General features: G+C 51.6%; 22 protein-coding genes. 17 read left to right on the top strand and 5 right to left on the bottom strand.

From position 1 onward, the window contains the following. Window positions 1–12: 12 nt before the first annotated feature. Window positions 13–906: a YitT family protein gene (locus tag RIN67_RS06910; protein WP_024746264.1), complete on the bottom strand. Its 894-nt coding sequence runs from the start codon at window positions 904–906 to the stop codon at window positions 13–15. Window positions 907–1,144: 238 nt separating this feature from the next. On the opposite strand from RIN67_RS06910, the gene RIN67_RS06905 reads away from it, so the two are divergent. The 4 genes from RIN67_RS06905 to RIN67_RS06890 are packed head-to-tail and all read left to right on the top strand — an operon-like array spanning window position 1,145 to window position 5,749. After that, complete coding sequence (locus tag RIN67_RS06905) at window positions 1,145–2,353, top strand: CCA tRNA nucleotidyltransferase (protein WP_264998860.1); 1,209 nt, start codon at window positions 1,145–1,147, stop codon at window positions 2,351–2,353. A 17-nt stretch (window positions 2,354–2,370) separates the two neighbouring features. Then, window positions 2,371–4,275, top strand: a complete 1,905-nt coding sequence (locus RIN67_RS06900) for an ABC-F family ATP-binding cassette domain-containing protein (RefSeq protein ID WP_264998859.1) — start codon at window positions 2,371–2,373, stop codon at window positions 4,273–4,275. Between the two features lie 15 nt (window positions 4,276–4,290). After that, window positions 4,291–5,241: a thymidylate synthase gene (locus RIN67_RS06895; RefSeq protein WP_024746267.1), complete on the top strand. Its 951-nt coding sequence runs from the start codon at window positions 4,291–4,293 to the stop codon at window positions 5,239–5,241. A gap of 13 nt (window positions 5,242–5,254) precedes the next feature. Beyond that, window positions 5,255–5,749: a dihydrofolate reductase gene (locus tag RIN67_RS06890; protein WP_264998858.1), complete on the top strand. Its 495-nt coding sequence runs from the start codon at window positions 5,255–5,257 to the stop codon at window positions 5,747–5,749. 91 nt (window positions 5,750–5,840) lie between these two features. Here the strand turns inward: RIN67_RS06890 and RIN67_RS06885 are convergent, their stop codons facing one another. Next, window positions 5,841–7,037 carry a CynX/NimT family MFS transporter gene (locus RIN67_RS06885; protein WP_264998857.1) on the bottom strand — a complete coding sequence of 399 codons (1,197 nt, stop codon included), beginning with the start codon at window positions 7,035–7,037 and terminating at the stop codon, window positions 5,841–5,843. Window positions 7,038–7,181: 144 nt separating this feature from the next. Next, entirely contained in the window at window positions 7,182–7,823 is a 642-nt protein-coding gene (gene trhA, locus RIN67_RS06880) for a PAQR family membrane homeostasis protein TrhA (protein ID WP_264998856.1), read from the bottom strand. A gap of 143 nt (window positions 7,824–7,966) precedes the next feature. On the opposite strand from trhA, the gene RIN67_RS06875 reads away from it, so the two are divergent. The 4 genes from RIN67_RS06875 to RIN67_RS06860 all read left to right on the top strand — a co-directional run bounded on the left by RIN67_RS06875 (window position 7,967) and on the right by RIN67_RS06860 (window position 10,662). Further along, a complete protein-coding gene (locus RIN67_RS06875; RefSeq protein WP_024746271.1) occupies window positions 7,967–8,818 on the top strand; it encodes a DegV family protein in 852 nt (283 codons plus the stop codon). Window positions 8,819–8,887: 69 nt separating this feature from the next. Then, window positions 8,888–9,814: a GDSL-type esterase/lipase family protein gene (locus RIN67_RS06870; protein WP_056943417.1), complete on the top strand. Its 927-nt coding sequence runs from the start codon at window positions 8,888–8,890 to the stop codon at window positions 9,812–9,814. A 12-nt stretch (window positions 9,815–9,826) separates the two neighbouring features. Next, on the top strand, window positions 9,827–10,429 hold the full coding sequence (locus RIN67_RS06865; RefSeq protein WP_264998855.1) for a YpmS family protein: 603 nt from the start codon (window positions 9,827–9,829) through the stop codon (window positions 10,427–10,429). Window positions 10,430–10,440: 11 nt separating this feature from the next. Further along, window positions 10,441–10,662 (top strand): YozE family protein, encoded by a 222-nt coding sequence (locus RIN67_RS06860; protein WP_024746274.1) that lies wholly within the window; start codon window positions 10,441–10,443, stop codon window positions 10,660–10,662. Between the two features lie 204 nt (window positions 10,663–10,866). Here the strand turns inward: RIN67_RS06860 and RIN67_RS06855 are convergent, their stop codons facing one another. Together RIN67_RS06855 and RIN67_RS06850 are read right to left on the bottom strand one after the other, a co-directional pair. Beyond that, entirely contained in the window at window positions 10,867–11,463 is a 597-nt protein-coding gene (locus tag RIN67_RS06855) for an Rgg family transcriptional regulator (RefSeq protein WP_264998929.1), read from the bottom strand. A gap of 6 nt (window positions 11,464–11,469) precedes the next feature. Then, window positions 11,470–11,736 carry a helix-turn-helix domain-containing protein gene (locus RIN67_RS06850; RefSeq protein WP_264998854.1) on the bottom strand — a complete coding sequence of 89 codons (267 nt, stop codon included), beginning with the start codon at window positions 11,734–11,736 and terminating at the stop codon, window positions 11,470–11,472. A gap of 359 nt (window positions 11,737–12,095) precedes the next feature. Between RIN67_RS06850 and RIN67_RS06845 the strand changes: the two genes are divergently transcribed. The 9 genes from RIN67_RS06845 (at window position 12,096) to RIN67_RS06805 (ending at window position 22,346) form a co-directional block, all read left to right on the top strand. Then, a complete protein-coding gene (locus RIN67_RS06845) occupies window positions 12,096–13,301 on the top strand; it encodes an MFS transporter (protein WP_264998853.1) in 1,206 nt (401 codons plus the stop codon). A gap of 227 nt (window positions 13,302–13,528) precedes the next feature. Beyond that, window positions 13,529–14,404 (top strand): ribosome biogenesis GTPase YlqF, encoded by an 876-nt coding sequence (ylqF, locus tag RIN67_RS06840; protein ID WP_264998852.1) that lies wholly within the window; start codon window positions 13,529–13,531, stop codon window positions 14,402–14,404. After that, window positions 14,385–15,164 (top strand): ribonuclease HII, encoded by a 780-nt coding sequence (locus RIN67_RS06835; protein ID WP_264998851.1) that lies wholly within the window; start codon window positions 14,385–14,387, stop codon window positions 15,162–15,164. The genes ylqF and RIN67_RS06835 overlap by 20 nt, the downstream gene beginning before the upstream one ends. Window positions 15,165–15,218: 54 nt before the next feature. Beyond that, window positions 15,219–16,109, top strand: coding sequence for a DNA-processing protein DprA (dprA, locus tag RIN67_RS06830; RefSeq protein WP_264998850.1), 891 nt, complete (start codon window positions 15,219–15,221; stop codon window positions 16,107–16,109). A 133-nt stretch (window positions 16,110–16,242) separates the two neighbouring features. After that, window positions 16,243–18,354 (top strand): type I DNA topoisomerase, encoded by a 2,112-nt coding sequence (topA, locus tag RIN67_RS06825; protein WP_056943422.1) that lies wholly within the window; start codon window positions 16,243–16,245, stop codon window positions 18,352–18,354. Window positions 18,355–18,468: 114 nt separating this feature from the next. Continuing rightward, window positions 18,469–19,401, top strand: a complete 933-nt coding sequence (gene xerC / locus RIN67_RS06820; protein WP_264998849.1) for a tyrosine recombinase XerC — start codon at window positions 18,469–18,471, stop codon at window positions 19,399–19,401. A gap of 16 nt (window positions 19,402–19,417) precedes the next feature. Continuing rightward, on the top strand, window positions 19,418–19,960 hold the full coding sequence (gene hslV / locus RIN67_RS06815; RefSeq protein WP_024746282.1) for an HslVU peptidase proteolytic subunit: 543 nt from the start codon (window positions 19,418–19,420) through the stop codon (window positions 19,958–19,960). A 21-nt stretch (window positions 19,961–19,981) separates the two neighbouring features. Then, window positions 19,982–21,394 carry an ATP-dependent protease ATPase subunit HslU gene (gene hslU / locus RIN67_RS06810; RefSeq protein WP_264998848.1) on the top strand — a complete coding sequence of 471 codons (1,413 nt, stop codon included), beginning with the start codon at window positions 19,982–19,984 and terminating at the stop codon, window positions 21,392–21,394. Window positions 21,395–21,470: 76 nt separating this feature from the next. Continuing rightward, entirely contained in the window at window positions 21,471–22,346 is an 876-nt protein-coding gene (locus tag RIN67_RS06805; RefSeq protein WP_024746284.1) for an aldose 1-epimerase family protein, read from the top strand. The last annotated feature ends 34 nt before the right edge of the window (window positions 22,347–22,380 follow it).

Below are 22,380 nucleotides of genomic sequence, written 5' to 3'. Positions count from 1 at the left end.
TCACTAGCAAATTCAACGGTGAATAAACCGTCGTAAGCCCCGTTGCGGAATCTCGAAGGAGAAGCCTTCACCCGCGGCTTCGGTCACGCTAATCACGGAAACGAACGCGTGGGGGTCGTGCCGATTAATGATTTGACGAACTTGGTGCAGTTCGTGAGGGGAAACCACCACGTAAATCATCTTCCGGGGGTGGTGCGAGTAGCCACCTTCGCCAGAAATCAAGCTGACGCCCCGCTCCAATTGGTCCATGATGTCGTTGGTAATGGCTTGATACTGATTCGACACGATAATTAGACCTCTAGCGGCGTAAGCCCCAGCCTGCATAAAGTTAACGATTCGGGCAAAGATGTAAGAATAGATCAAGGTATAAGCCATATGGCGAACGTCGATGTAGACCAGTGAAATCAATAGAATCACGACGTCCAACCAGAGTAGCGTTTGCCCCATGGGGACGCCCCGGAACCGTTCCATGATCCGGGCGACGATATCCGTTCCCCCGGTGGTGCCGCCGTAGCGGTACAACAAACCTGAGCCACTGCCCCCAGTTACCCCGGCTGCCAGAGAAGCGAGCAAGAGGTCACCATGTAGGTCGATTTGAATGGGCACCCGTTGCCAGATCCATAAGAACAGGGACAGCATGATGGTCCCGTAAATCGTATAAATCAAAGATTGCTTGCCTAAGTAGCGCCAACCAATCAGTAATAGTGGGGCGTTGATCAGGATCGTACTGAGGGCGGGGTCAATGTGAAATAGGGCCCGAAAGATCAAAGTAATCCCGGAAATGCCGCCATCTGCCAGGTGATTAGCGATGTTAAAGACCACCAAACTAAACGCCATGGTGGCGCAACCGATGCCAATCATGATGAAGTCGATGAGTTTTACAGATTCATCTTGTACTGGACTCATGCCATCTCCTCCTATTTGAATGAGATTGTTGATGGGCACAACCATTAAAGCAGTCAGACCGGTCAACCAAAAAATAAAGAATCCCGAAATACATTCCATTCTCATCATAGCATAACTTGAGGGGTTGCAGGAGCCTTAGTCGCGGGGAAACTGGCGCTTTAAATTCAATTCTACCGGTGAATCTGGTAAACTGGACAAGGAATGTTTTTAAAAGTTTGGGTAGAAGGGAACGAAGATTTTGAAGCTAGAACATTTACCACAAGAGTTTGAATTGGCGCGACCGGTCCTGCAGACCATCGAACGGGCCGGTTACGAGGCCTATTTCGTCGGTGGTAGTGTGCGGGACACCATCTTGGGTAAACCCATCCATGATGTCGATATCGCAACTAGCGCCTATCCGGACGAAATCAAGCACCTGTTTAAGCGAACGGTTGATACCGGAATCGAGCACGGCACCGTGATGATTTTAGACCACGGGACCGGTTATGAGACTACGACCTTTCGCTCTGAATCCACCTATACCGACTTTCGGCGGCCGGATCAGGTCACCTTTGTACGCTCGTTGGCGGAAGACCTTAAGCGCCGTGACTTTACCATCAACGCCTTAGCAATGCGGGAGAATGGGGAGGTCATTGACCTCTTTAACGGTCTGCAAGACTTACAACAACGGCAGATTCGTGCCGTGGGAGATCCCCAGGAGCGGTTCCACGAGGATGCGTTGCGGATGATGCGGGCGGTGCGGTTCGCCAGTCAATTAGACTTTACCATTGTGCCGGAAACGGAAGCCGCGATTACGGCGCACGCGGAACTCTTGACTAAGATCGCAGTGGAACGGACCCAAGTCGAGCTCTTAAAGCTCTTAGAGGGGGCCACGCCGCAACGGGGGTTAAAGCCGTTCATGGCGACGAACCTTTGGCGGTACTGCCCTGAGTTTGCGGACCAGGAGCCTGCCTTGACCCGGTTAACGACGTCGTTGACCCAGGGAGTCGCTGACGAGACCACGGCTTGGACCCTTTTGGCCTGTGCGTTTGGGCTGGTCCCAGCGGCGATTGGCCCGTTCCTCAAGCAATGGAAGACCTCTAACCAGACGATTGCCGCGGTTCAGACAGCTACGGCGGCGGCTAACGCACTCCAAGCCGGTGAGCTTTCGGCTTGGCAATTGTATCAGTGTGGTTCGGAGCTCCTGCCCGTCGCCAATGCCGTGGCGGTGATTCTGGGTGCGCCTGACCGGCGAACGGACCTGCTGGCTGCTTGGCAAGCGTTGCCCTTAAAGACCAAGAAACAATTGGCCGCGACGGGACGGGACCTCATGCAGGCCGGAATTCAACCCGGTCCCCAGTTGGGCGATCTGCTAAAACAACTAGAATATCAGGTCGTGACGGGGCAACTGCCGAATGACCAAGCGGCGCTGACGCAGCACGCCTTAGATTTAGCGAATTTGAAATAAGAGAGTGACTGAAGACTATGCAAACATTACGTGCGGAACATTTACACCGAACTTACGGAGAGAAGACCCTCTTCGAAGACTTAAACTTTATCATTAATGAGCGCGACCGTATCGGGTTGATCGGCGTGAACGGGAGTGGTAAGACGTCCTTGTTGAATACCTTAGCGGGGATCAGCAATGAGCAGACGGGGACGTTGACGACGCCTAAGGATTATACGATCGGTTACCTGACCCAAAAGCCAGCGTTAGACGAGAACTTAACGGTTATGGACGCCATTTTCTCCGGCGACCAGTCCGTCTTCGTCACGATTCGGCGCTACGAAGCGGCGTTGACGGCATACGGACAACATCCTGAAGATCCTAAGGCCGAGAAGCGGTATTTAGACGCCGAGACGCAGATGAACGAAGAGGACGCGTGGACCGCTGAAAGCGACGTAAAGACAATCCTGACGCAACTGAAGATCACCGACTTGGCGCAACCGATTAAAACGTTGTCCGGGGGCCAGGCTAAGCGGGTCGGCTTGGCACAAGTCTTGATCCAGTCGCCCGACCTGTTGCTCCTCGATGAACCGACCAACCACCTGGACTTTGACTCAATCGCGTGGCTCCAGCAGTATCTGGCGGCCTATAAGGGCGCTTTATTGGTCGTAACGCATGACCGGTACTTCTTGGACCAAGTGGCCAACCAGATCTGGGAACTGGATTTCGGAAAGTTGTACCAGTATCCGGGGAACTACCAAGCCTACGTCCAAGAAAAGGCCGAACGTGTCGACCAAGAGGCTGAGGCGGACAAGAAGTCCCAACGTCTCTATCAACAGGAATTAGCTTGGATGAAGGCCGGTGCTAAGGCTCGGTCGACCAAGCAGAATGCGCGGATCAACCGGTTCCACGAACTGGCGGATAAGCAGGGAACGCGGCAGGTTCAAAAAAACGTCTCGATCTCACTGGGCCAACAACGCCTAGGCAAGAAGGTCATTGAGCTAAAGGACGCTAACCTACAGCTAGGTGACCACCTGATTCTAAAAGACTTCAGCGACCTGATTCAGGGGGGCGAACGCATCGGAATCAGTGGCGAGAACGGGGCGGGGAAATCCAGCCTGCTCAACGTGATTGCGGGGAAGCTGCCCCTCGACTCCGGCATTATCGATGTGGGTGAAACCGTGAAAATGGCGTATTACACCCAACAGCTTGAACCGATTCCGGATGACAAACGGATGATCAACTACCTCTCTGAGGTCGGCCAAAACGTGACCGATAAACAGGGGAATTCCGTAAGTGTGACCGAATTATTGGAACAGTTCTTGTTCCCCCGGTTCATGCACGGCACGTTGATTCGGAAGCTGTCCGGGGGTGAGAAACGCCGGTTGTACCTACTGAAGCTGTTGATGGAACAGCCGAACGTTTTGTTGCTGGATGAACCCACCAACGATTTGGATATTGCCACGTTAACGGTGCTAGAAGACTACATTGCGCAGTTTGCCGGGACCGTGATCACGGTTTCCCATGACCGGTACTTCCTGGATAAAGTGGCGGATCGGCTGCTGATCTTTGACGGTGACGGCCAGATCGAACGGTATTCCGGCCAGTTCAGTGACTATCTGGCTAGTCTGCACCCTGCCAATAAGAAGACCAAGAGTTCTAAGCCTAAGGCGGCTAGTACGCCGGATTCAACGGCAGAGACGACGGACAAGCCCAAGAAGAAGGTCAAGCTGACCTACGCTGAGCAAAAAGAGTGGGAAGGCATCGAAGGTGAAATTGACCAGCTAGAGTCCCAGAAGGCTGACGTCCAAGCGGCCATGAACGCCAACGGGGATAATTACGATAAATTAGCTGATTTACAGGCCCAACTGGACGACTTGGATCAACAGTTAGATACCAAGGTCGCGCGGTGGGAATATCTCAGCGAATATGCGGAAGACTAGGAGGTCATAGAAGTCATGTTGGAAGATGCTTACTTGAATTTAGCCCGAACCGTGTTAACGGAGGGTCACGCCAAGACGGACCGGACGGGAACGGGAACCATCAGCCTGTTTGGGTATCAGATGCGTTTTAACCTACAAGAGGGGTTTCCGTTATTGACCACCAAGAAGGTTCCCTTTGGTCTGATCAAGTCCGAGTTACTCTGGTTCCTACGAGGCGATACCAATATTCGCTTCCTGTTGCAACACCATAATCACATCTGGGATGAATGGGCCTTCCAGCGGTACGTGGAGAGTCCAGACTACCATGGCCCGGATATGCATGATTTTGGGCGGCGGTCACTGGTGGACGCCGACTTTAACCAGCAATACCAGGCTGAAAAGAAGGCCTTCTGCGACCGTATCGTCAACGATGAAGCCTTTGCGAAGGTGTATGGTGACCTAGGCTTGGTCTACGGCAGTCAGTGGCGGGCTTGGCAGGGCCACAACGGGGAAACCATTGACCAAATTGCGAACGTGATTCAGACCCTCCGGACGCACCCAGATTCTCGACGAATGATCGTTTCTGCGTGGAATCCGGCCGATGTCCCGTCTATGGCTTTGCCCCCCTGCCACACGCTGTTCCAATTCTACGTCAACGACGGTAAATTGAGCTGTCAGCTGTATCAACGCAGTGCCGACATCTTCCTGGGGGTCCCCTTTAACATCGCCAGCTACGCGCTTCTAACGTCGCTCATCGCGAAGGAAGTGGGCCTGGAGGTCGGCGACTTCGTGCACACGCTGGGGGATGCGCACATCTATCGCAACCACATTACCCAGATTAAGACCCAGTTGGCTCGGACGCCAAAGGCTGCGCCGCAGTTGTGGTTGAATCCGGAGAAGTCGAGTATCTTCGACTACGGGATGAAGGACATTAAAGTAACCGGCTACGATCCGGCACCGGCGATCAAAGCACCGGTAGCCGTTTAGGAGGGGACGTCAGATGTTAATCTACCTTTGGGCGGAGAGCCACGGCGGCGTGATTGGGTACCAGGGGCAATTGCCTTGGCACCTACCCGCGGATATGCACTTCTTTAAAACCACGACGACCGGCCACACGATCATTGCGGGTGCCCGGACGTTTGCTTCATTTGGACGGCCGTTACCGCACCGTAAGAATATCGTAGTCAGTCACCGTCCGGCGGCTGACTTTCCAGCAGACGTCACGGTCTTGGACTCACTAGCGGCTGTTCGGACTTATGCCCGGGCTCATGAGGCGGAACAGCTCTTCGTAGTAGGGGGCGCGCAATTGTTCGCGGGGCTCTTACCCGACGTTGATCAACTCTACCGGACCACGATTCAGGCGGACTTCCCGGGGGACACCTGGATGCCCGCAATCGATTATTCGCAGTTTACCCGGATTGGGCACCAGGTCGGTCAAACGGATGAGCGCAATCCCTATCCGTTTGAGTTCGAACAGTTTCAACGTAAGAACTAACGGTGACACCCCAAAATTTAACTAAAACACGATAAATAAGACGAGAGGCTAGCAACTAGTCCCTCGTCTTATTTGATTTATCTTAATTGAATTAGTGATGGTCGTAGATGGTGTGGTGGCGCCAAATTACGAAGCCGATAGCCGTCATCAGGGCGCTTAATGCGGCCGTTAGTCCCGCGACCAGGGACCAGCCTAAGGCGTTACCGACCCAGCCTAGCATGACGGGACCCACGGCGGCGACTAGGTAGCCGGCCGATTGCGCCATCCCCGATAACGCAGCCGTTTCATCCCCATTGGTGGTCTTTTGGGTAAAGAAGACCACGGACAGGTTAAAGGCCGCACCGGCAGCCAGACCAATCAAGACGTTTAGGAAAATCGCAACGCCTAAGGAAAGGTGGGGAATCAAGAAACCAGCGACGCCACCAACTAAGCCGATTCCGGTGACGCCTAACATGGCAGCTACCCCGGAAGGCTTCGAAGACGTCATCGGCACGATGTAGGCCATGGGGAGGTTACTGAGCTGCATGACGGTGACCAGCGTCCCAGCCGTGACGGCCGAGAAGCCTTGGTGCATGAAAATCTCGGGTAGCCAGGTGATCAAGACGTAAAAGACCAGCGACTGAACCCCGAAGTAGCCGGTGACGACCCACGCTAAAGGCGTCCGCCAGACACTGGGATGCGCTGTTGCTTTATGGGTAGCCGTGGTGGCTGTGGTCGGTGATGCGGGCCGGTTAAAACGCAGGTTCGGGAGCCAGACCACCAAGTTGACCAGGGCAATCAATGAGAGGACGGCCATGGCTAGGGTCAACGACCACCGGGCGGCTAGCAACCCGGATACCCCGGTCCCCAAGGCCCCCACTAACAGCATGGACAGGGTGTATTGCGTGGTAGTCCGGTCCATGGTGGTACTAAAGTCGTCCTTGATAATGGCGGGAATTAAGACGTTACCGCCCGCGACGCCCACGCCTAACAGGGAAGTTCCCACGAAGAGCCAGGCCACCGTGGGGATCAGCCGTAAGAAACTGCCTAGCCCGATTAGAATCAGAGATCCGTAAATCACCAATTCTGTACCGAAGCGTTGCCCCCAACGGGCTAGTAAGGGGGAAGCAATGGCAAAGGCCAGTAAGGGAATGGTGGTCAACAGGCCGGCTAAGGAACTGGGAAGGCCTAATTCGTGTTGCAGACTGGGAAGGAGACCAGGCATCATGGTGATGGGGAGCCGCAGATTGGCCGCCACGAGAATCATCCCGAGGACCAGGTAGCGACTGTGAGCTTTAGGGGTGGACAACGAACGTCACTTCTTTCTGGAGTAGGCCCCGCGCGGACTAGAGTCGTGGTGGCGGGGCTGGTTTAATTAAGGAAACTATCGAATCGCGGCGCTACCCGTGAAAAAGGCTTCCGTCAGCGGTCCTGACGAAAGCCCCGATCACGGTTAAGCGTAGAATAAAATTGAAAAGTACATCAGGCCGGTCCCCAGCATCACGAAGAGGTGCCAGATCACGTGGCCAAAGGGAACGCCTTTAAAGCTGTACAGGACGGCGCCCACGGTAAAGGCGACACCGCCTGCGAACAGTAGACTAAAACCAACGGGTCCTAAGCCAGTGTATAGGGGCTTAATCCCCAGCAGACACATCCAGCCCATGACCACGTAAATGACCGTTGAGAGTATCTGATGCTGTCCTAGCCAGATGGCTTTATAGATAATCCCCAGAATGGCCATGGCCCAGATGACACCGAACATGGTCCACCCCAGGGCACCGCCAATGACCAGTAACGTGTAGGGGGTGTAGGTCCCGGCAATCAATAGGTAGATGGCACAGTGGTCAAAGATTTGAAAAACGTGGCTGGCACGGGTGAAGACCAGGCTATGGAACAGCGTCGAGGCCAGATAGAACAACACCATGATGGCCCCATAGATGGCAAACGTGGTGATGCGAATAGCACCGCCTTTAGCGTGGGCTTGGAGCAGTAGAATCACCAAACCAGCGATGCTGAGCCCCGCACCAATGCCGTGCGTCACGGCGTTTAAGACCTCATTAACAATTTGATATGTCCGACTACGGGTAGGTTCCAAGAAAGTCGACCTCCTTATTTTCTAACGGGTTTTGTATGGGTTCAGCTGAAAATTCCAACTAATTCTGCTATACTATTACCGTATGTTTCATTACGCATATTGTAGCATAAACCAAATTTCTAGTCAGAAAGAGTGGGATCCCCATGGCTAACATCAAAATCGTCACGGATTCGTCTGCCGGGTTAACCGACCAACAGATTCAAGAGAATCACATCACCATCGTTCCGTTGACGGTCATGATTGACGACACCATCTACGTGGAACGTGAATCAATCACCAACAAAGAATTTATTGATAAAATGAAAACGTCTAAAACGTTACCTAAGACTAGCCAGCCACCGTTGGGGTCTTTCGTGGAGACTTTTGACAAATTAGGTGAGGACGGCAGTAGTGTTATCTGCTTCACCATGTTGGAGGCTATCAGTGGGACCATTCACGCGGCTGAACAAGCGGCTAATCTCTCAAAGACTGACGTTACGGTCGTCGATAGCCAATTTACCGATCAGGCGTTGGCCTTCCAAGTGATCGAAGCCGCCCAGTTGGCCGCTCAAGGTGCCGATAAGGCTGCCATTTTGGAACGGGCCGCTAAAGTTCGGGATAACACCCACCTATTCATGGGCATCGTGACGTTGGAAAACATCCTCAAGGGGGGCCGGTTAGGTCGGGCCGCTGGGATGTTGACCTCATTGTTGAACATTAAGATCGTGTTGCAGGTTACCGGGGGTCAGTTGAAGGTCCGGGCCAAGGGTCGGGGAATGAAGACCATCGACCGGTACTTCGACAAGGTCTACGAGCAGATCAAGCAGACGCCGAATATCAAGGCGATTGGGATTTCGCACGTAGAGGCCTTTGACAGCATCGACAAGATACAGGCGCACTTGAAAGAACTCTTACCGGGGATGCCGGTATTGGTGCGTGAAACGGTGCCCATCATTGCGACCCACGGTGGACCAGGCGCTTTTGCGTTAATGTACTACACGGATCCAACCAAATAATTAAATGACGATGAATCACGGAAAAAGGGGTGGCGACGTCACCGCTTTTTCTGTATAGGGAGGAAGATTATGAAAAAAATGAAAAACCTCTCGAAGGTCCTGGGGATCGCCCTATTGATTGTCGTGGTGGCTTTAGCTTTCCTGACGTACTGGCATCCCGGCGCGCGAACCTTGAAGACGGATAAGGTTCCTCAAAATGACCGCCGACAAACGGTACGGTTGGTGGCCTTGGGGGATTCGTTGACGCAGGGAGTGGGTGACCAAACCAAGACCGGGGGGTACACCAGTCGGATTCAGAAGATGGTGCACCAAAAGGATAAGGTCAAGGTCATCATGCACAACTATGGTCGCGCGGGTGACCGGAGTGACCAGATCGAAAAGCGACTAGTGGACAGTCCTAAGATGCAACAACAGGTCAAACAAGCGCAGGTCATTACGTTGACCGTGGGCGGCAATGACCTCCTCCAGACGTTGACGAAAAATGTCATGATCAATCAGCAGTCCAAGCTGGATCGGCAATTAGACCAAGCCGAAGACACGTACCGGGGAAAATTGGAGAGCCTGTTGAATACAGTTCGCAAGTATAATGGGCACGCATCGATTTTTATCTACAGTATCTACAATCCCATTTACGTGTACTTTGCGAACGTGACTCAGATCACCAACGCCGTAACGGATTGGAATAAGGTCACGACCAAGGCGACCCGTAGGTACCAGAACCTGTACTACGTTGATATTGACCGGCCCTTATCAGTCGGCCAATACCGCTCAATCAGTCAACAGGCTAAGCTTAAGCGGGCCGCTCAAGAAAGTAATTCGGGAGAACTGTCCGTCGAGACGTTCCAAAAGCAGATTTTGGCCAGTGACGTTAACGACGAGCTGAACGATTACTTATCACCAGCCGATCACTTCCACCCGAATGCGAAAGGGTACCGGTTAATGACCCAGAAGTTGTATACTCAAATGCAAGCACATCAACAATGGTTAAAGAAATAGGGGGGAATGCAGATGCAACGACACGGAACACAATCCACCCCGCGTAACGGGTGGAAACTGGGCTTTCTGACGTTACTGGCCGTCATCGTGGTTGGCTTTTTGGTTACCATCTTTCTGGCCATGCGACCCGTTAAGGTGGCCGCAACGGCACAACCAGCTACGACGGCAACCACTAAGATCAACGTGACGTTGAATAAGCAACAAGTTAATGCTCTGGCTGATTACTACGTCAATAAATCGTTGACTAATCAGTCCATGAAGTACCGTTTTCAGGTCGCCGACCACGCCATGTTGACCGGCTCAACGCAGGTGTTAGGGGCGCACGTGAACTTCTCGTTAATGTTTCAGCCAACGGTTCTACCGTCAGGGGATGTGAAGCTAACGGCCCAGAAGCTGTCCATCGGTGCTTTACCGGTACCGGTCAGCTTCGTCATGAACTACATCGCGAAGAACTATCCGCTACCTAAGTGGGTGGCCGTGGATAGCGGGAAGCACACGGTTACCCTGCACTTGACGGCTATCGGTAACGGGAAGAAGTTATCGTACGCGGCGAAGACGATTGACTTATCCGGTAAGGGCAAGTTTGTCTTCCAAGCGCGGATTCCACAGAATTAAGGAGTTTTGACATGATTAAAACATTTTACACATTTCTCATGACCCAACGGAATCCGGAGAGTTATGATCCGGTCGCCGAGTTTGCCAACAATGCGTTTTATGACAGTTCGTTTCCCAAGCAAGAAACGGATTTCGAGCGTCTCTCGAAGTATCTGGAAGAAAATGCCAGTTACCTGCCCTCAATGACCATCTTTGACGACGCTTGGCGGCTCTACCAAGACTTCTTGGCATAAGCGATTGACATAAACGACTTTTAGAAAACTAAGCACCGGGTTGAAGCTAGAGCTAATCTAGCTTCTTTTTTTTAGAAAATGGGGGGACTAGACTTATTGAATCAGATTACTATTCATCCCCTAGGACTAAATCAGTCTTCCAGTTTTAAAGGGAATGGGTATTGGGGGGTGATTTCCAGGGAGACTATGGTCCCCCAAAGGGTGTTACTTCGTTGTTTTACGCCAGTCTTGTAAGTATTTATTTAACTCATTTGACCAATTTACCGCTTTGAGCGAATAACAGGCAGCAATAATGGCTTCTGGGCTAGAAGGGACCGATGATTGGGAACGTTGCTTCTCGGCAATTAATGCTGCTAAAAAGATAATTTTAATCTTTGATTGTGTAATTTTCTCAAAGTCTAAGTTACCTTCGTTTTGAGCAAGCAGCTTCTTTGCGAATTCCAACTCATGATTTTCTATTAGCAATTCAATCGCGTTACTAAGTATAGAGGACAATAAGTCAGAATACCCAGGTAACTGGAGATAGTACTTGGAGCGGTCAATGGCTATTTGTGTAAGTGCCATTAAGGACGCGTGATCAAATATAAACATGGCATTGTTAAACAGTCTGAGTTCATAAACACCCCACGAATCGATAGATAACAGATACTTTACAAGCAATTTAGTATCCTTCTGAGGAAGACGCTTCCCTTGGATTTTTCTCATCAGGCATAGAGCCAGTGTCATATTGTAAAAATGTGACGATTTTTCTGGGCTATTTTCAGGGGTGAGGACTTTTTCGCCTTCGTATAATCTTTGTATGCCATATCAGTTTTCATCGATAACAAAATTATTTAATTTTTCTAAGAACTCTTCTTGTGAATTTTGTGAGTAGTTGTTTTGAAGATATTTGAACTCGTCATAGGAGACGTGTAAACCGTTGAGCAGTGCTTCAAACTTGTTCAGGCCAATATTAGATTCGTTTCTTTCGACCTTTGAAATAAAGGTTGCTGACACACCATTGATTGCCAAATCCTTTAGCTTTAGGCCCTTGCTTTTACGTATTTGTCGTAGTGTTTCACCAATCGTTTTCATAAAAATCCCCCCAATTGTCCTATATGGCATTATTTTAAGTCATTCGTTTTCAATTTGTTACTATACGGGTAGGCAAAGGAAGTTGATCATATGATGACGATGGCCATTAGCCATTTTGCCGCCAGCTTAGGGAAGCGTGAAAATTTTGGCTCAGTTATAAATGCTTTGTGAATAATTGCCTGAAGCCAATGCACTATTTCTTAAATGGCCCTATGACTTTAACGACCATCTTGGTAAATGGTTCGATAATCTAGATGTGCTAATGGAGCTTAAATCAACTGCCGACAACCGTAAACAGGTGCTGGTGAGTAGTGCTTTCCTAATTGTGGCGCTGTTTATGTTTGGAAGAAGTGAGCCTTGTGAGTAATAAAAATATCATTCTTTTTAGCCAGTTTATTAATGAATTTGGTAGTGGCTTTTCACGTATTGCGTTAATTATTCTGGTAACAGATTGGTTCCATAATCCAATATACGTTGGAATTTTAACATTTGGGGTCTTCGTGCCTGAGATTTTGTTAGCAGCACCTGTTGGCTATTTTGTAGATAAAAAGTCGCATTTAAAAAGATTACTGGTGCAAAGTAGTCTAGCTTCTGCAATCTCGGTAATTGCTATTTTCCTTTGTGTCTATTTCAAAGTAAAAAGTTTTGCTCTTTTAGTGATAGGTGCGATTATTTACGATATTTTTTCAGGGTTCTTCGATCCAATAATCGTAAAGTTGACGGTCCGGCTGTTTGAAAAGGGCGATTACAATAAAATCAACGCTGCGATAAGTACGGCGCGAACTAGCGCTGGCTTGTTTTCGGGAGTCTTAGTAACGGTTTTTACCGGCTTCGTGCCAATTAAATATTTATTCTTATTCGACTTTCTTTCCTATGTCGTTATTAGTTTAGTTTTGTTAGGATTGAACGAACATCGTGAGGTCAATCACCCCCTAAACGACAGTGCTGGAGAAGAATACAAAAGCAATATTTGGAATAGTTTCGGCTTTGTTAAGCAATTGCTTCATGATTTTCCGCCATTGGTGCCGGTACTGGTTACAGCACTTCTTTTTAATATTCTACTAGCACCTAATAGTGTTTATTTTGCTCAAATATCGGGTGAAGTTTTTCGAAACGTGAAGTTAATCGGCGTCATGGATTCGTTTTTCTCAATGGGTTTTCTGATTGGCTCGATTATTTATCGGCTTACATCTGAGCGGGTAAACATTCATACCTTTCTACAAATAGCAATTGTACAAGTGCCGATTTCATTTCTGTTGTTTGGAGAGTCTCAAAACATTGTGATCACGCTTCTAGGATTATTGCTTTTGGGAGCGGCTTTGCCATTCTTTAACATTTCATCTAAAACAGTCTTGCAACGAGTAATTCCTGAATCCAGATTGGCAACCGTCTCTAATAGCTACTTTTCCCTGATTAATTTAACACAGCCAATTGGTTTGCTGGGAATTCCAATTCTACTTAACCTTTCTGGCATTAGGAGGTTTAGTCTGATTGCTGGTATTGCTTACCTAGGTGTGACTCTGATGATTCTGGCAACGGGTAAGATTTCTACGGCCCTAGATTAAGGTTTCGTAATTAGGAACGCACTTTTAGGTTGCGAAGGGGGACTACCGCAAACGGAACAGAAAATGATAGAATGGGAGTACTAATGCCATGCGGTGCTGGTGAATCTATAAGGCGGTAAGTCTTACAGCTGCCGTTTGGTAACCGTCTACACCCAATATAGCCCAAATTTCCTCTGAAACCGGCCCACTGGGCGACTAAACTTAACGATCATAAAGGAGTACAACTTATGAGTACCATTCAATGGTTTCCCGGCCATATGGCCAAAGCAATTCGCCAGATGGAAGAAAACGTTCACCTGGTCGACATTGTGTTTGAACTTGTCGACGCCCGCATCCCCGCAGCTTCTCGTAATCCAGAAGTCAGTCGGATCAGTCGGGACAAGCCGCATTTAATTATTTTAACCAAAAAGGACTTAGCCGATCCCCAGCAGACTGCGGCGTGGTTAAACGCCTATCGCGCGCAGAACATCCCGGCGATTGCCATCGATTCGCGGGCGAACGTCACACCTAAGCAGATTACCAACTTAGCGTTGAAAATCTTGGGTGACAAGCTTGCGGCTGAAAAGGCGAAGGGCCTGAAGGAACGGCCAGTCCGGGCCATGACGGTCGGGGTCCCTAACGTGGGGAAGTCGACGTTATTGAACCACTTAGTCCAGCGACGGGCGGCCCAGGTCGGGAATACCCCGGGGGTCACTAAGGGGCAACAGTGGCTGCGTTCTAGTAAGCACCTGGAATTGCTAGACACGCCCGGAATCCTCTGGCCTAAGTTTAAGGATCAAGAGACCGCCCAGAAATTAGCCTTGACGGGCGCAATTAAGGAAAAGCTGTACGCCAAAGACGACGTGGCCTTGTTTGCGTTACACTTCTTCCGGCAATACCACTTACCCGAGTTGGAACAGCGGTACCGGTTAACGGCCGCCGACCGGGAACTCAGTGACGTGGATCTCCTCTTGAAGATTACGGCTAATCTGGGGATGCGTGACGATTACGAGCGGGCGAGTGAACGAATCATCCTGGACGCACGCCGGCAGAAATTAGGGGGCTTCACCCTCGATCGGGCACCGCAGAAAGAAGCGACGGACCATGACCCAGAAAAGGCCTAGTCTTGCACAATTAAAAAGCGAATTGGCTACGGTGGCTAACTTGGACGACCCGTTAGTCCAGACGTTAGCCACCGACCCGCGAAAAGGCGCCCAACAACTCTACCAACAGGTTCAGCGCCGGTTGGCAAAGCAAGCCGCAGCGGAGGCCGCTTTCCAGGAGCGGCTCCATTACGAGCGACCGTTCTGGGCCCGTGGACAGCGGGTCGCCGGTATCGATGAAGTGGGCCGTGGACCGCTGGCCGGTCCCGTGGTGACTTGTGCGGTGATCCTCCCACCGGATTTTGACGTTCCCTTGGTGAACGACTCTAAGCAATTAACGGCTAAGGAACGGGAACGGCTATATCCCATTATCTTGGATCGCGCGGAGGCGGTCAGCATCGGTGCTGCGAGTCCTCAGCTGATCGATCAGCTCAATATTTACCAAGCGACCCGGGTGGCGATGCAACGGGCGGTGCTGGGATTGGGCGTTGCTCCCCAGGAGTTGATTGTGGATGCCATGCAGATTCCGGTTGATCTGCCGCAGATCCGGTTGATCAAGGGGGATGCCAAGAGCGCCAGTGTCGCAGCCGCTAGTATCGTCGCGAAGGTCTTTCGGGACCATCTGATGGCCAGCTATGATCGGCTGTATCCCGGGTACGGTTTTGCGCAAAACGCGGGGTACGGAACGGCTGAACACTTGGCCGGATTAGCGGAACGAGGAATCACTCCGATTCATCGTAAGAGTTTCGCACCGGTAAAAAAGGTCATGCAAATCGAATAAAAATGAGATGAATCACGGAAGTAACCCTAAAGACCCCTTTAGGAGGTGGTGCGAATGCACCTGACTTGCCGTGATTTTTTGATTCGCCTGGTTCTGACTCCCGGGGTGAGTCGTAAGGTGGCCCTTATCTGTTGGCGTTGGATGCAAGACCACCAGGTAACTCGCCTGACGGATCCCGGACTGGCGGACTTGCTGGCACACGGGGATTTGACCGCCCGCCAGCGACAAGCCATTCAATTAGGACTCTTCAGCGACCAGGTGACGCAGCAGTTCGCCTTAAATACCAGTCGTAGTCAGTGCTTGACGCTGGCCGATGCCGCTTATCCCGTGGCCCTGCGAGAAATTTATGAGCCTCCAGTCGTGTTGTTTTGCCTGGGGAATCTGGCCCACTTATCCGCGCCGCAGTTAGGTGTCGTGGGGACCCGGCATCCGTCCGCCTATGCCTTTCGGGCGATGCAGGCGGTCTTGCCGGCCGTGGTTCAGTGTGGCGTGACCATCGTTTCCGGCATGGCTCAGGGGGTGGACACCCTGGCCCATCAGGTAGCATTGGCCCATCACGGGACCACTATTGCGGTGGTCGGAACTGGGTTAGGGCGGTGTTACCCGGCAGCTAATCGGCCGTTAATGGCGCAGTTGATCCGTCAACAGCTGGTGGTTTCGGAGTACCCGTGGGCGGCGGGACCGGCGAAGTTTCACTTCGTAGAACGGAATCGTGTGATTTCTGGGTTGTCCCAAAGTTTGTTGGTGGTCGAGGCGGCCCGGCGTTCCGGGTCGTTGATCACGGCTAACTTTGCCTTGCAAGAAAACCGCAACGTCCTTGCGATACCGGGCGCCATCGACGTTCCGAACTCGGTGGGAACCAACGAATTAATCTTGGCTGGCGCGAAACCAATCCTGAATTCCGAACATATAATAGAAGAACTTTTAGTTGACAAGCGCCCTTGACTTGAAATATTATGAGTTGGATTATAGTGAAGCGTTACGCGAACTAATAATTCGCCGATAGAATAAGTTTGTGATTGGCACTAAGCCCGGTTTATCGGGCTTAGGAGCTGACCATTTGAGGGAGTAATGCGCATTGCCAACCAAGGCGACAACTAAAACCACCCCGCGTAAGCGGAAAAAAACACAAAAAAAGTTGGTCATCGTGGAATCACCCGCGAAAGCCAAGACGATTGAAAAGTATCTCGGACGGACCTACAAGGTCGTTCCTAGTCTCGGACACGTTCGGGACTTGCCGAAGAGTTCGATGGGAATTGATTTTGAACACAACTATGATCCCCATTACATCTCGATTCGGGGAAAGGGTGACGTCATCAAGGGGCTCCGGTCCGAAGCCAAGAAGGCTAAGGCCGTTTATCTGGCATCTGACCCTGACCGGGAAGGTGAGTCCATTGCGTGGCATCTAGCCCACCTCTTGAACCTGGATGTGACCGACAAGAACCGGGTCACGTTCAACGAAATCACCAAGGATGCGGTCAAGGAAGCCTTCAAGACGCCTCGGACCATCGATATGGACCTGGTCAACGCCCAACAAGCACGGCGAATCCTGGACCGGTTAGTGGGGTATTCGATCTCGCCCTTGCTGTGGAAGAAAGTTAAGAAGGGACTTAGTGCCGGTCGGGTACAGTCCATCGCCTTAGCTTTGATCATTCAGCGGGAAAATGAGATCAAGGCCTTTCAACCGGAAGAGTATTGGACCATCGATGGCGACTTCAAGAAGGGCCGTTCCCAGTTTGCGGCCAGTTTCTATGGCCTAAACGGGAAAAAGAAGGGGCTCAAGGATAACGCCGCGGTCCAAGCAATCCTGCAACAGGTTGATAAGAACGCGCCGTTTGCGATTACCAACGTGGTACGTAAAGAACGTAAGCGCTCACCCCAACCACCGTTTACGACCAGTTCCATGCAACAGGACGCGAACCGGAAGTTGAACTTCCGGACGCGGAAGACCATGATGGCTGCTCAACAGCTGTATGAAGGGATCAACTTAGGAAAGGAAGGGACCCAGGGGCTGATTACCTATATGCGGACCGACTCGACGCGAATCTCGAGTTTGGCTAAGCATGAAGCCTCGACCTTCCTGCACGAAAAGTACGGTGCTGAGTATGCAGCGACGAAACCCATCAAGGGAAAGTTGCCAGAAGGGGCGCAAGACGCCCACGAAGCCATCCGGCCAACGTCCGTCTTCCGGACACCGGCGAGTCTCAAGGAACGGTTGAACAAGGACCAGTTCCGGTTGTACCAGCTGATCTGGAACCGGTTCGTTGCCAGCCAGATGACCAACGCCATTATGGACACCATGGCGGTTACGATCGAACAAAACGGTGTCACGTTCCGGGCGAACGGTTCGAAGATGAAGTTCGACGGGTTCTTGAAGATCTACAAGGACGGTAAGGAAAAGGATAACCTGTTACCAGACTTGGAGATCGGGGATGCGGTCAACCTGGCCAAGACAGACCCGGCTCAACACTTCACGCAGCCGCCAGCACGGTATTCTGAAGCCAACTTGATCAAGGCCTTGGAAGAAAACGGTGTGGGCCGGCCATCGACCTACGCCCCAACGCTGGATACGATTCAGCGGCGGTATTACGTGAAGCTTGTCGGTCGGCGCTTCGAGCCCACTGAGTTGGGTGAAATCGTCGATAAGATCATCAAGGACTACTTCCCAGACATCGTGAACGTTGGCTTTACGGCTGACCTGGAAGATGAGTTGGACGGGATCGAAGCCGGCAAGCAGGACTGGGTCAAGGTCGTCGACGACTTCTATAAGCCGTTCAGTACGGAAGTGGCTCACGCCGAAGACGCCATCGAAAAGATTCAAATTCGTGACGAACCGGCTGGGTTTGACTGTGACATCTGTGGCGCCCCCATGGTCATCAAGATGGGCCGTTACGGAAAGTTCTACGCCTGCTCACGGTTCCCAGATTGCCGGAATACGAAGCCAATCGTTAAGGAAATCGGGGTAGTTTGTCCCGTCTGTCATCAAGGACAAGTCATCGAACGTAAATCCAAGAAGAACCGGATCTTTTACGGTTGTTCACGGTACCCAGATTGTGACTTCGTCTCCTGGGACAAACCAGTTGGTCGGGATTGCCCTAAGGACGGGCACTACCTGGTTCAAAAGAAGATTCGTGGGGGCAGCCAGATCGTATGTCCTAACGGAGATTACGAAGAAGCACCTCAAAAGTAAGCTAAAAAGACGGGAGCCCACGGCTCGCGTCTTTTTGGTCCTTACGTTTGATGAGTTAGTTGAGTTTTTAGAAATCGTTTGCTAGCATTACAGATGTGCAGGGAGGGATGTTAAATGGCGGATAAGGCCGTTGCAGAATTTATGACGTACCTGCGTGGTGAACGACAGTACTCGGCGGAGACGGTGAAGGCCTACCGCGAAGACCTGAGTGAGTTTTCTCAGTTCTTAGCGGAGAACGGCGGGACCAAGCCCTGGGACCAAGTCGATCATTTGGACGTGGAGGTCTACTTGAGTCATCTGTACGACCACCACTACGCACGGACCAGCATTGCGCGTAAGCTGTCAACGATGCGGTCGTTCTACCACTTCTTAATGAGTAACCAGTGGGCCCAAGACGACCCGTTCGCTTACGTTCAATTGAAGAAGCACCAGGACCACTTACCGCGATTCTTTTACGAGCGAGAGATGACTGCGCTGTTTACCGCGGCGGCTGCTAACTCGGATAAGACGTTAGCCACCCGTGATTCGGCGTTGCTAGAAGTCTTGTACGGGACCGGGATGCGGGTCAGTGAATGCGTGAACCTGACGTTAGGGGCCATCGACTTTGAGAACCGGTTGATGCTGATTACTGGAAAAGGCAACAAGCAGCGGTATGTGCCCTTTGGCCATTACGCGGCGGACGCCTTACAGCAGTACTTTACCGTGGCTCGGACGCCACTGATGACGGCCCATGATCAACACCACGAGTTCGTGTTCGTGAACTACCGCGGACAGCAGCTGACCACGGCCGGCGTCACGTATCTGTTGAACCAGATCATCAAGCGCAGTAGCTTGACCACCGACATTCATCCCCACATGCTGCGGCACACGTTTGCCACGCACCTCCTGAACCGCGGGGCTGATCTCCGGTCTGTTCAGGAATTGCTAGGTCACAGTAGCCTGTCAACGACTCAAATCTATACCCATGTGACCCGGGAACATCTCCAGCGCGACTATCGCCAGTTCTTCCCGCGGGCCACGGAAAAGTCAACTCAGAAACCATCTTGAAAAGGAGTATCCGGTTATGCCAGTAAAATTTGAAGCAACGACCATCTGTGCTGTGCGTCATAACGGCCATAATGCTATGGCGGGTGACGGACAAGTGACGATGGGGGAAAAGGTCATCATGAAGGGGACCGCCCACAAGATTCGCCGGATCTATAACGATAAAGTCGTGGTCGGCTTTGCCGGTAGCGTGGCGGATGCCTTTAACCTCGAAGAGAAGTTTGAAGCGCAACTCAACGAATACAGTGGTAACCTCCAACGTGCGGCGGTCGAATTAGCCAAGCAATGGCGTTCGGACCAAGCTCTACAGAAGTTGGAAGCCCTGTTGATCGTGATGGATAAGGACGAGATGTTACTGGTCTCCGGGTCCGGTGAAGTCATCGCACCCGACGACGATATCCTGGCTATTGGGTCCGGGGGCAACTTTGCCTTAGCGGCCGCCACGGCCTTACACCACCACGCGCCTGACATGACGGCCAAGGAAATTGCCGAAAGTGCCATTCACATTGCGGGTGGGATCGATATCTTCACCAACGAAAATGTTATTTCCGAAGAACTCTAACTCGAATGGAGGAATTTAGTCGTGGATGCGATTAATAAGACACCAAAAGAGATCGTAAATCTCTTAAATCAATACGTCATTGGTCAGGACGATGCCAAGAAGGCCATTGCGATTGCCTTGCGCAACCGGTACCGGCGGATGCAACTCGATGCAAGCATGCAAGAAGAAATTTCGCCCAAGAACATGCTAATGATTGGACCGACCGGGGTCGGGAAAACCGAAATTGCTCGGCGGTTGGCGAAAATTGTACATGCTCCATTTACAAAGGTCGAAGCCAGCAAGTTCACCGAAGTTGGGTACGTTGGTCGGGACGTTGAATCCATGGTCCGTGACCTGGTCGAAGTGGCCGTGACGATGGAAAAGAAGGACCAATTCAAGAACGTCCGTAACGATGCTGCACAGGCGGCGAACAAGCGGTTAGTTAAGCTGCTCGCGCCGGCTAAGAAGAAAAATGACACGAGCAACAACGACTTTTCGAACATGATGAAGATGTTCTCCCAGATGCAAAGCGGTCAGACGCCAACAGCACCAGACCAACAAGAAGAAGTCACCGACGAGATTCGTAACGAACGGTTGTCGCTGACCGAACAATTGAATAAGGGGCTGCTGGAAAACCACAAGGTCGAAATCGAAATGGACGACCCGCAACAGGCCAACGCGACGGATAATAACATGTTGGGTCAGATGGGCATCGATCTCAACGATACTCTAGGGTCCATCATGCCCAAGAAGCGCATCAAGCGGACGGTGACGGTCGCCGAAGCCCGGGAGATCCTGATCGCCGAAGAGTCTGAGAAGTTGGTCAACAATGCCGACATCAACCACGACGCCATTCAGCGAGCCGAAAACACCGGGATCATCTTCTTGGATGAAATCGATAAGATTGCGAAGGGTAGTAGTCAAAACAGCGGGGATGTTTCCCGTGAAGGGGTGCAACGCGACATCCTGCCAATCGTCGAAGGCACTCAGGTGAAGACTAAGTACGGCACCATCGATACCGACCACATCCTGTTCATTGCGGCCGGGGCGTTTGCGGAGTCCAAGCCTAGTGACCTGATTGCGGAACTGCAGGGCCGCTTCCCGATTCGGGTTGAATTGAACGACCTGAGCAAGGAAGACTTCGTGCGGATCTTAACGGAGCCCAATAACGCACTGATCAAGCAATACATTGCGCTGATTGGGACCGACAATATCAAGGTGACCTTCACCATGGAGGCCATTCAACGGATCGCTGAGTTAGCCTTTGAACTGAACCATGAGAACCAAAATATTGGGGCTCGGCGCCTACAGACGGTCTTAGAAAAACTCTTGGAGGACTTATTGTACGAAGGGCCTGACATGGGTGGCGGCGACGTGACCATCACGGAAAGCTACGTCAACGATAAAATCGGGGATATTGTTCAAAACAAGGACCTTTCCCGGTACATTCTTTAACAGGTTATGGAGCGCGTGGGGGAGCCTACGCGCTTTTACATAAGGATTCACATGAGTTGAGTATGGGAGGTACGCGATGTTCACTTTAAAGAATCAGTATTTAACGGTAAAAATCAATCCATTGGGTGCGGAGTTAACTAGTGTCACGGACAATGACAGTCACCTGGAGTACATGTGGCAGGCTGATAAGGCGTTTTGGGGGCGGCATGCACCGTTCCTGTTCCCCATTGTGGGGCGGCTACAGGACAACCAGTACCAGGTCGACGGCCAGACGTATCAGATGACCCAGCACGGGTTTGCCCGGGACCGGACGTTTACGGTCGTGGATCAAAGCGCCACGGCGCTGACTTTACAGCTACAAGCGGATGCGCAGAGTCGCGAAAAGTACCCCTTTGCGTTTAAGTTAACGGTGCACTACACCTTGGTGGATCACGGGTTACAGGTCGCCGCAACGATCCAAAACCAAGGAACGCAGACCATGCCCTGGTCGTTTGGGGCCCATCCCGGCTTCAACTTACCACTGGGCCAGGCAGCAGCCGACTTTACGGATTACCAAGTAACCGTTGCGCCGAAGCAAGTCTATCAGCGGGTCCCCTTAGTCGGACCATACAGCGACACGCAACACGCGGTACCGTTGGATCTCACGCAGCCATTGGCGTTGAAGCACGCGCTATTCGACCATGACGCCCAGATCTTGACGCTCAATAACCGCGAGACAACGGTCATGCTGAGCACGCCTAAGGACGACCACGGGGTAGCATTGACGGTCGCCGCGCCGTACTTAGGAATCTGGTCACCTTACCCTAAGCAAGCGCCGTTCGTCTGCTTAGAACCTTGGTGGGGTCTGGCCGATGATGTGCAGGCCACCGGTGATCTCCGCACCAAGGTTGCGATTCACCAGTTAGCACCCGGCGCGGATGTCCAGGTCGGCTACCAGATTACCTACTTTTAACGAAAAAAGACCACACCGTCGTGATGCACAACGG

Source organism: Levilactobacillus namurensis, assembly GCF_032197885.1.
Lineage (GTDB): Bacteria > Bacillota > Bacilli > Lactobacillales > Lactobacillaceae > Levilactobacillus > Levilactobacillus namurensis_A.
The sequence above is the reverse complement of the archived record's forward strand: the minus strand, read 5'-3'. Positions and strand labels throughout refer to the sequence as shown.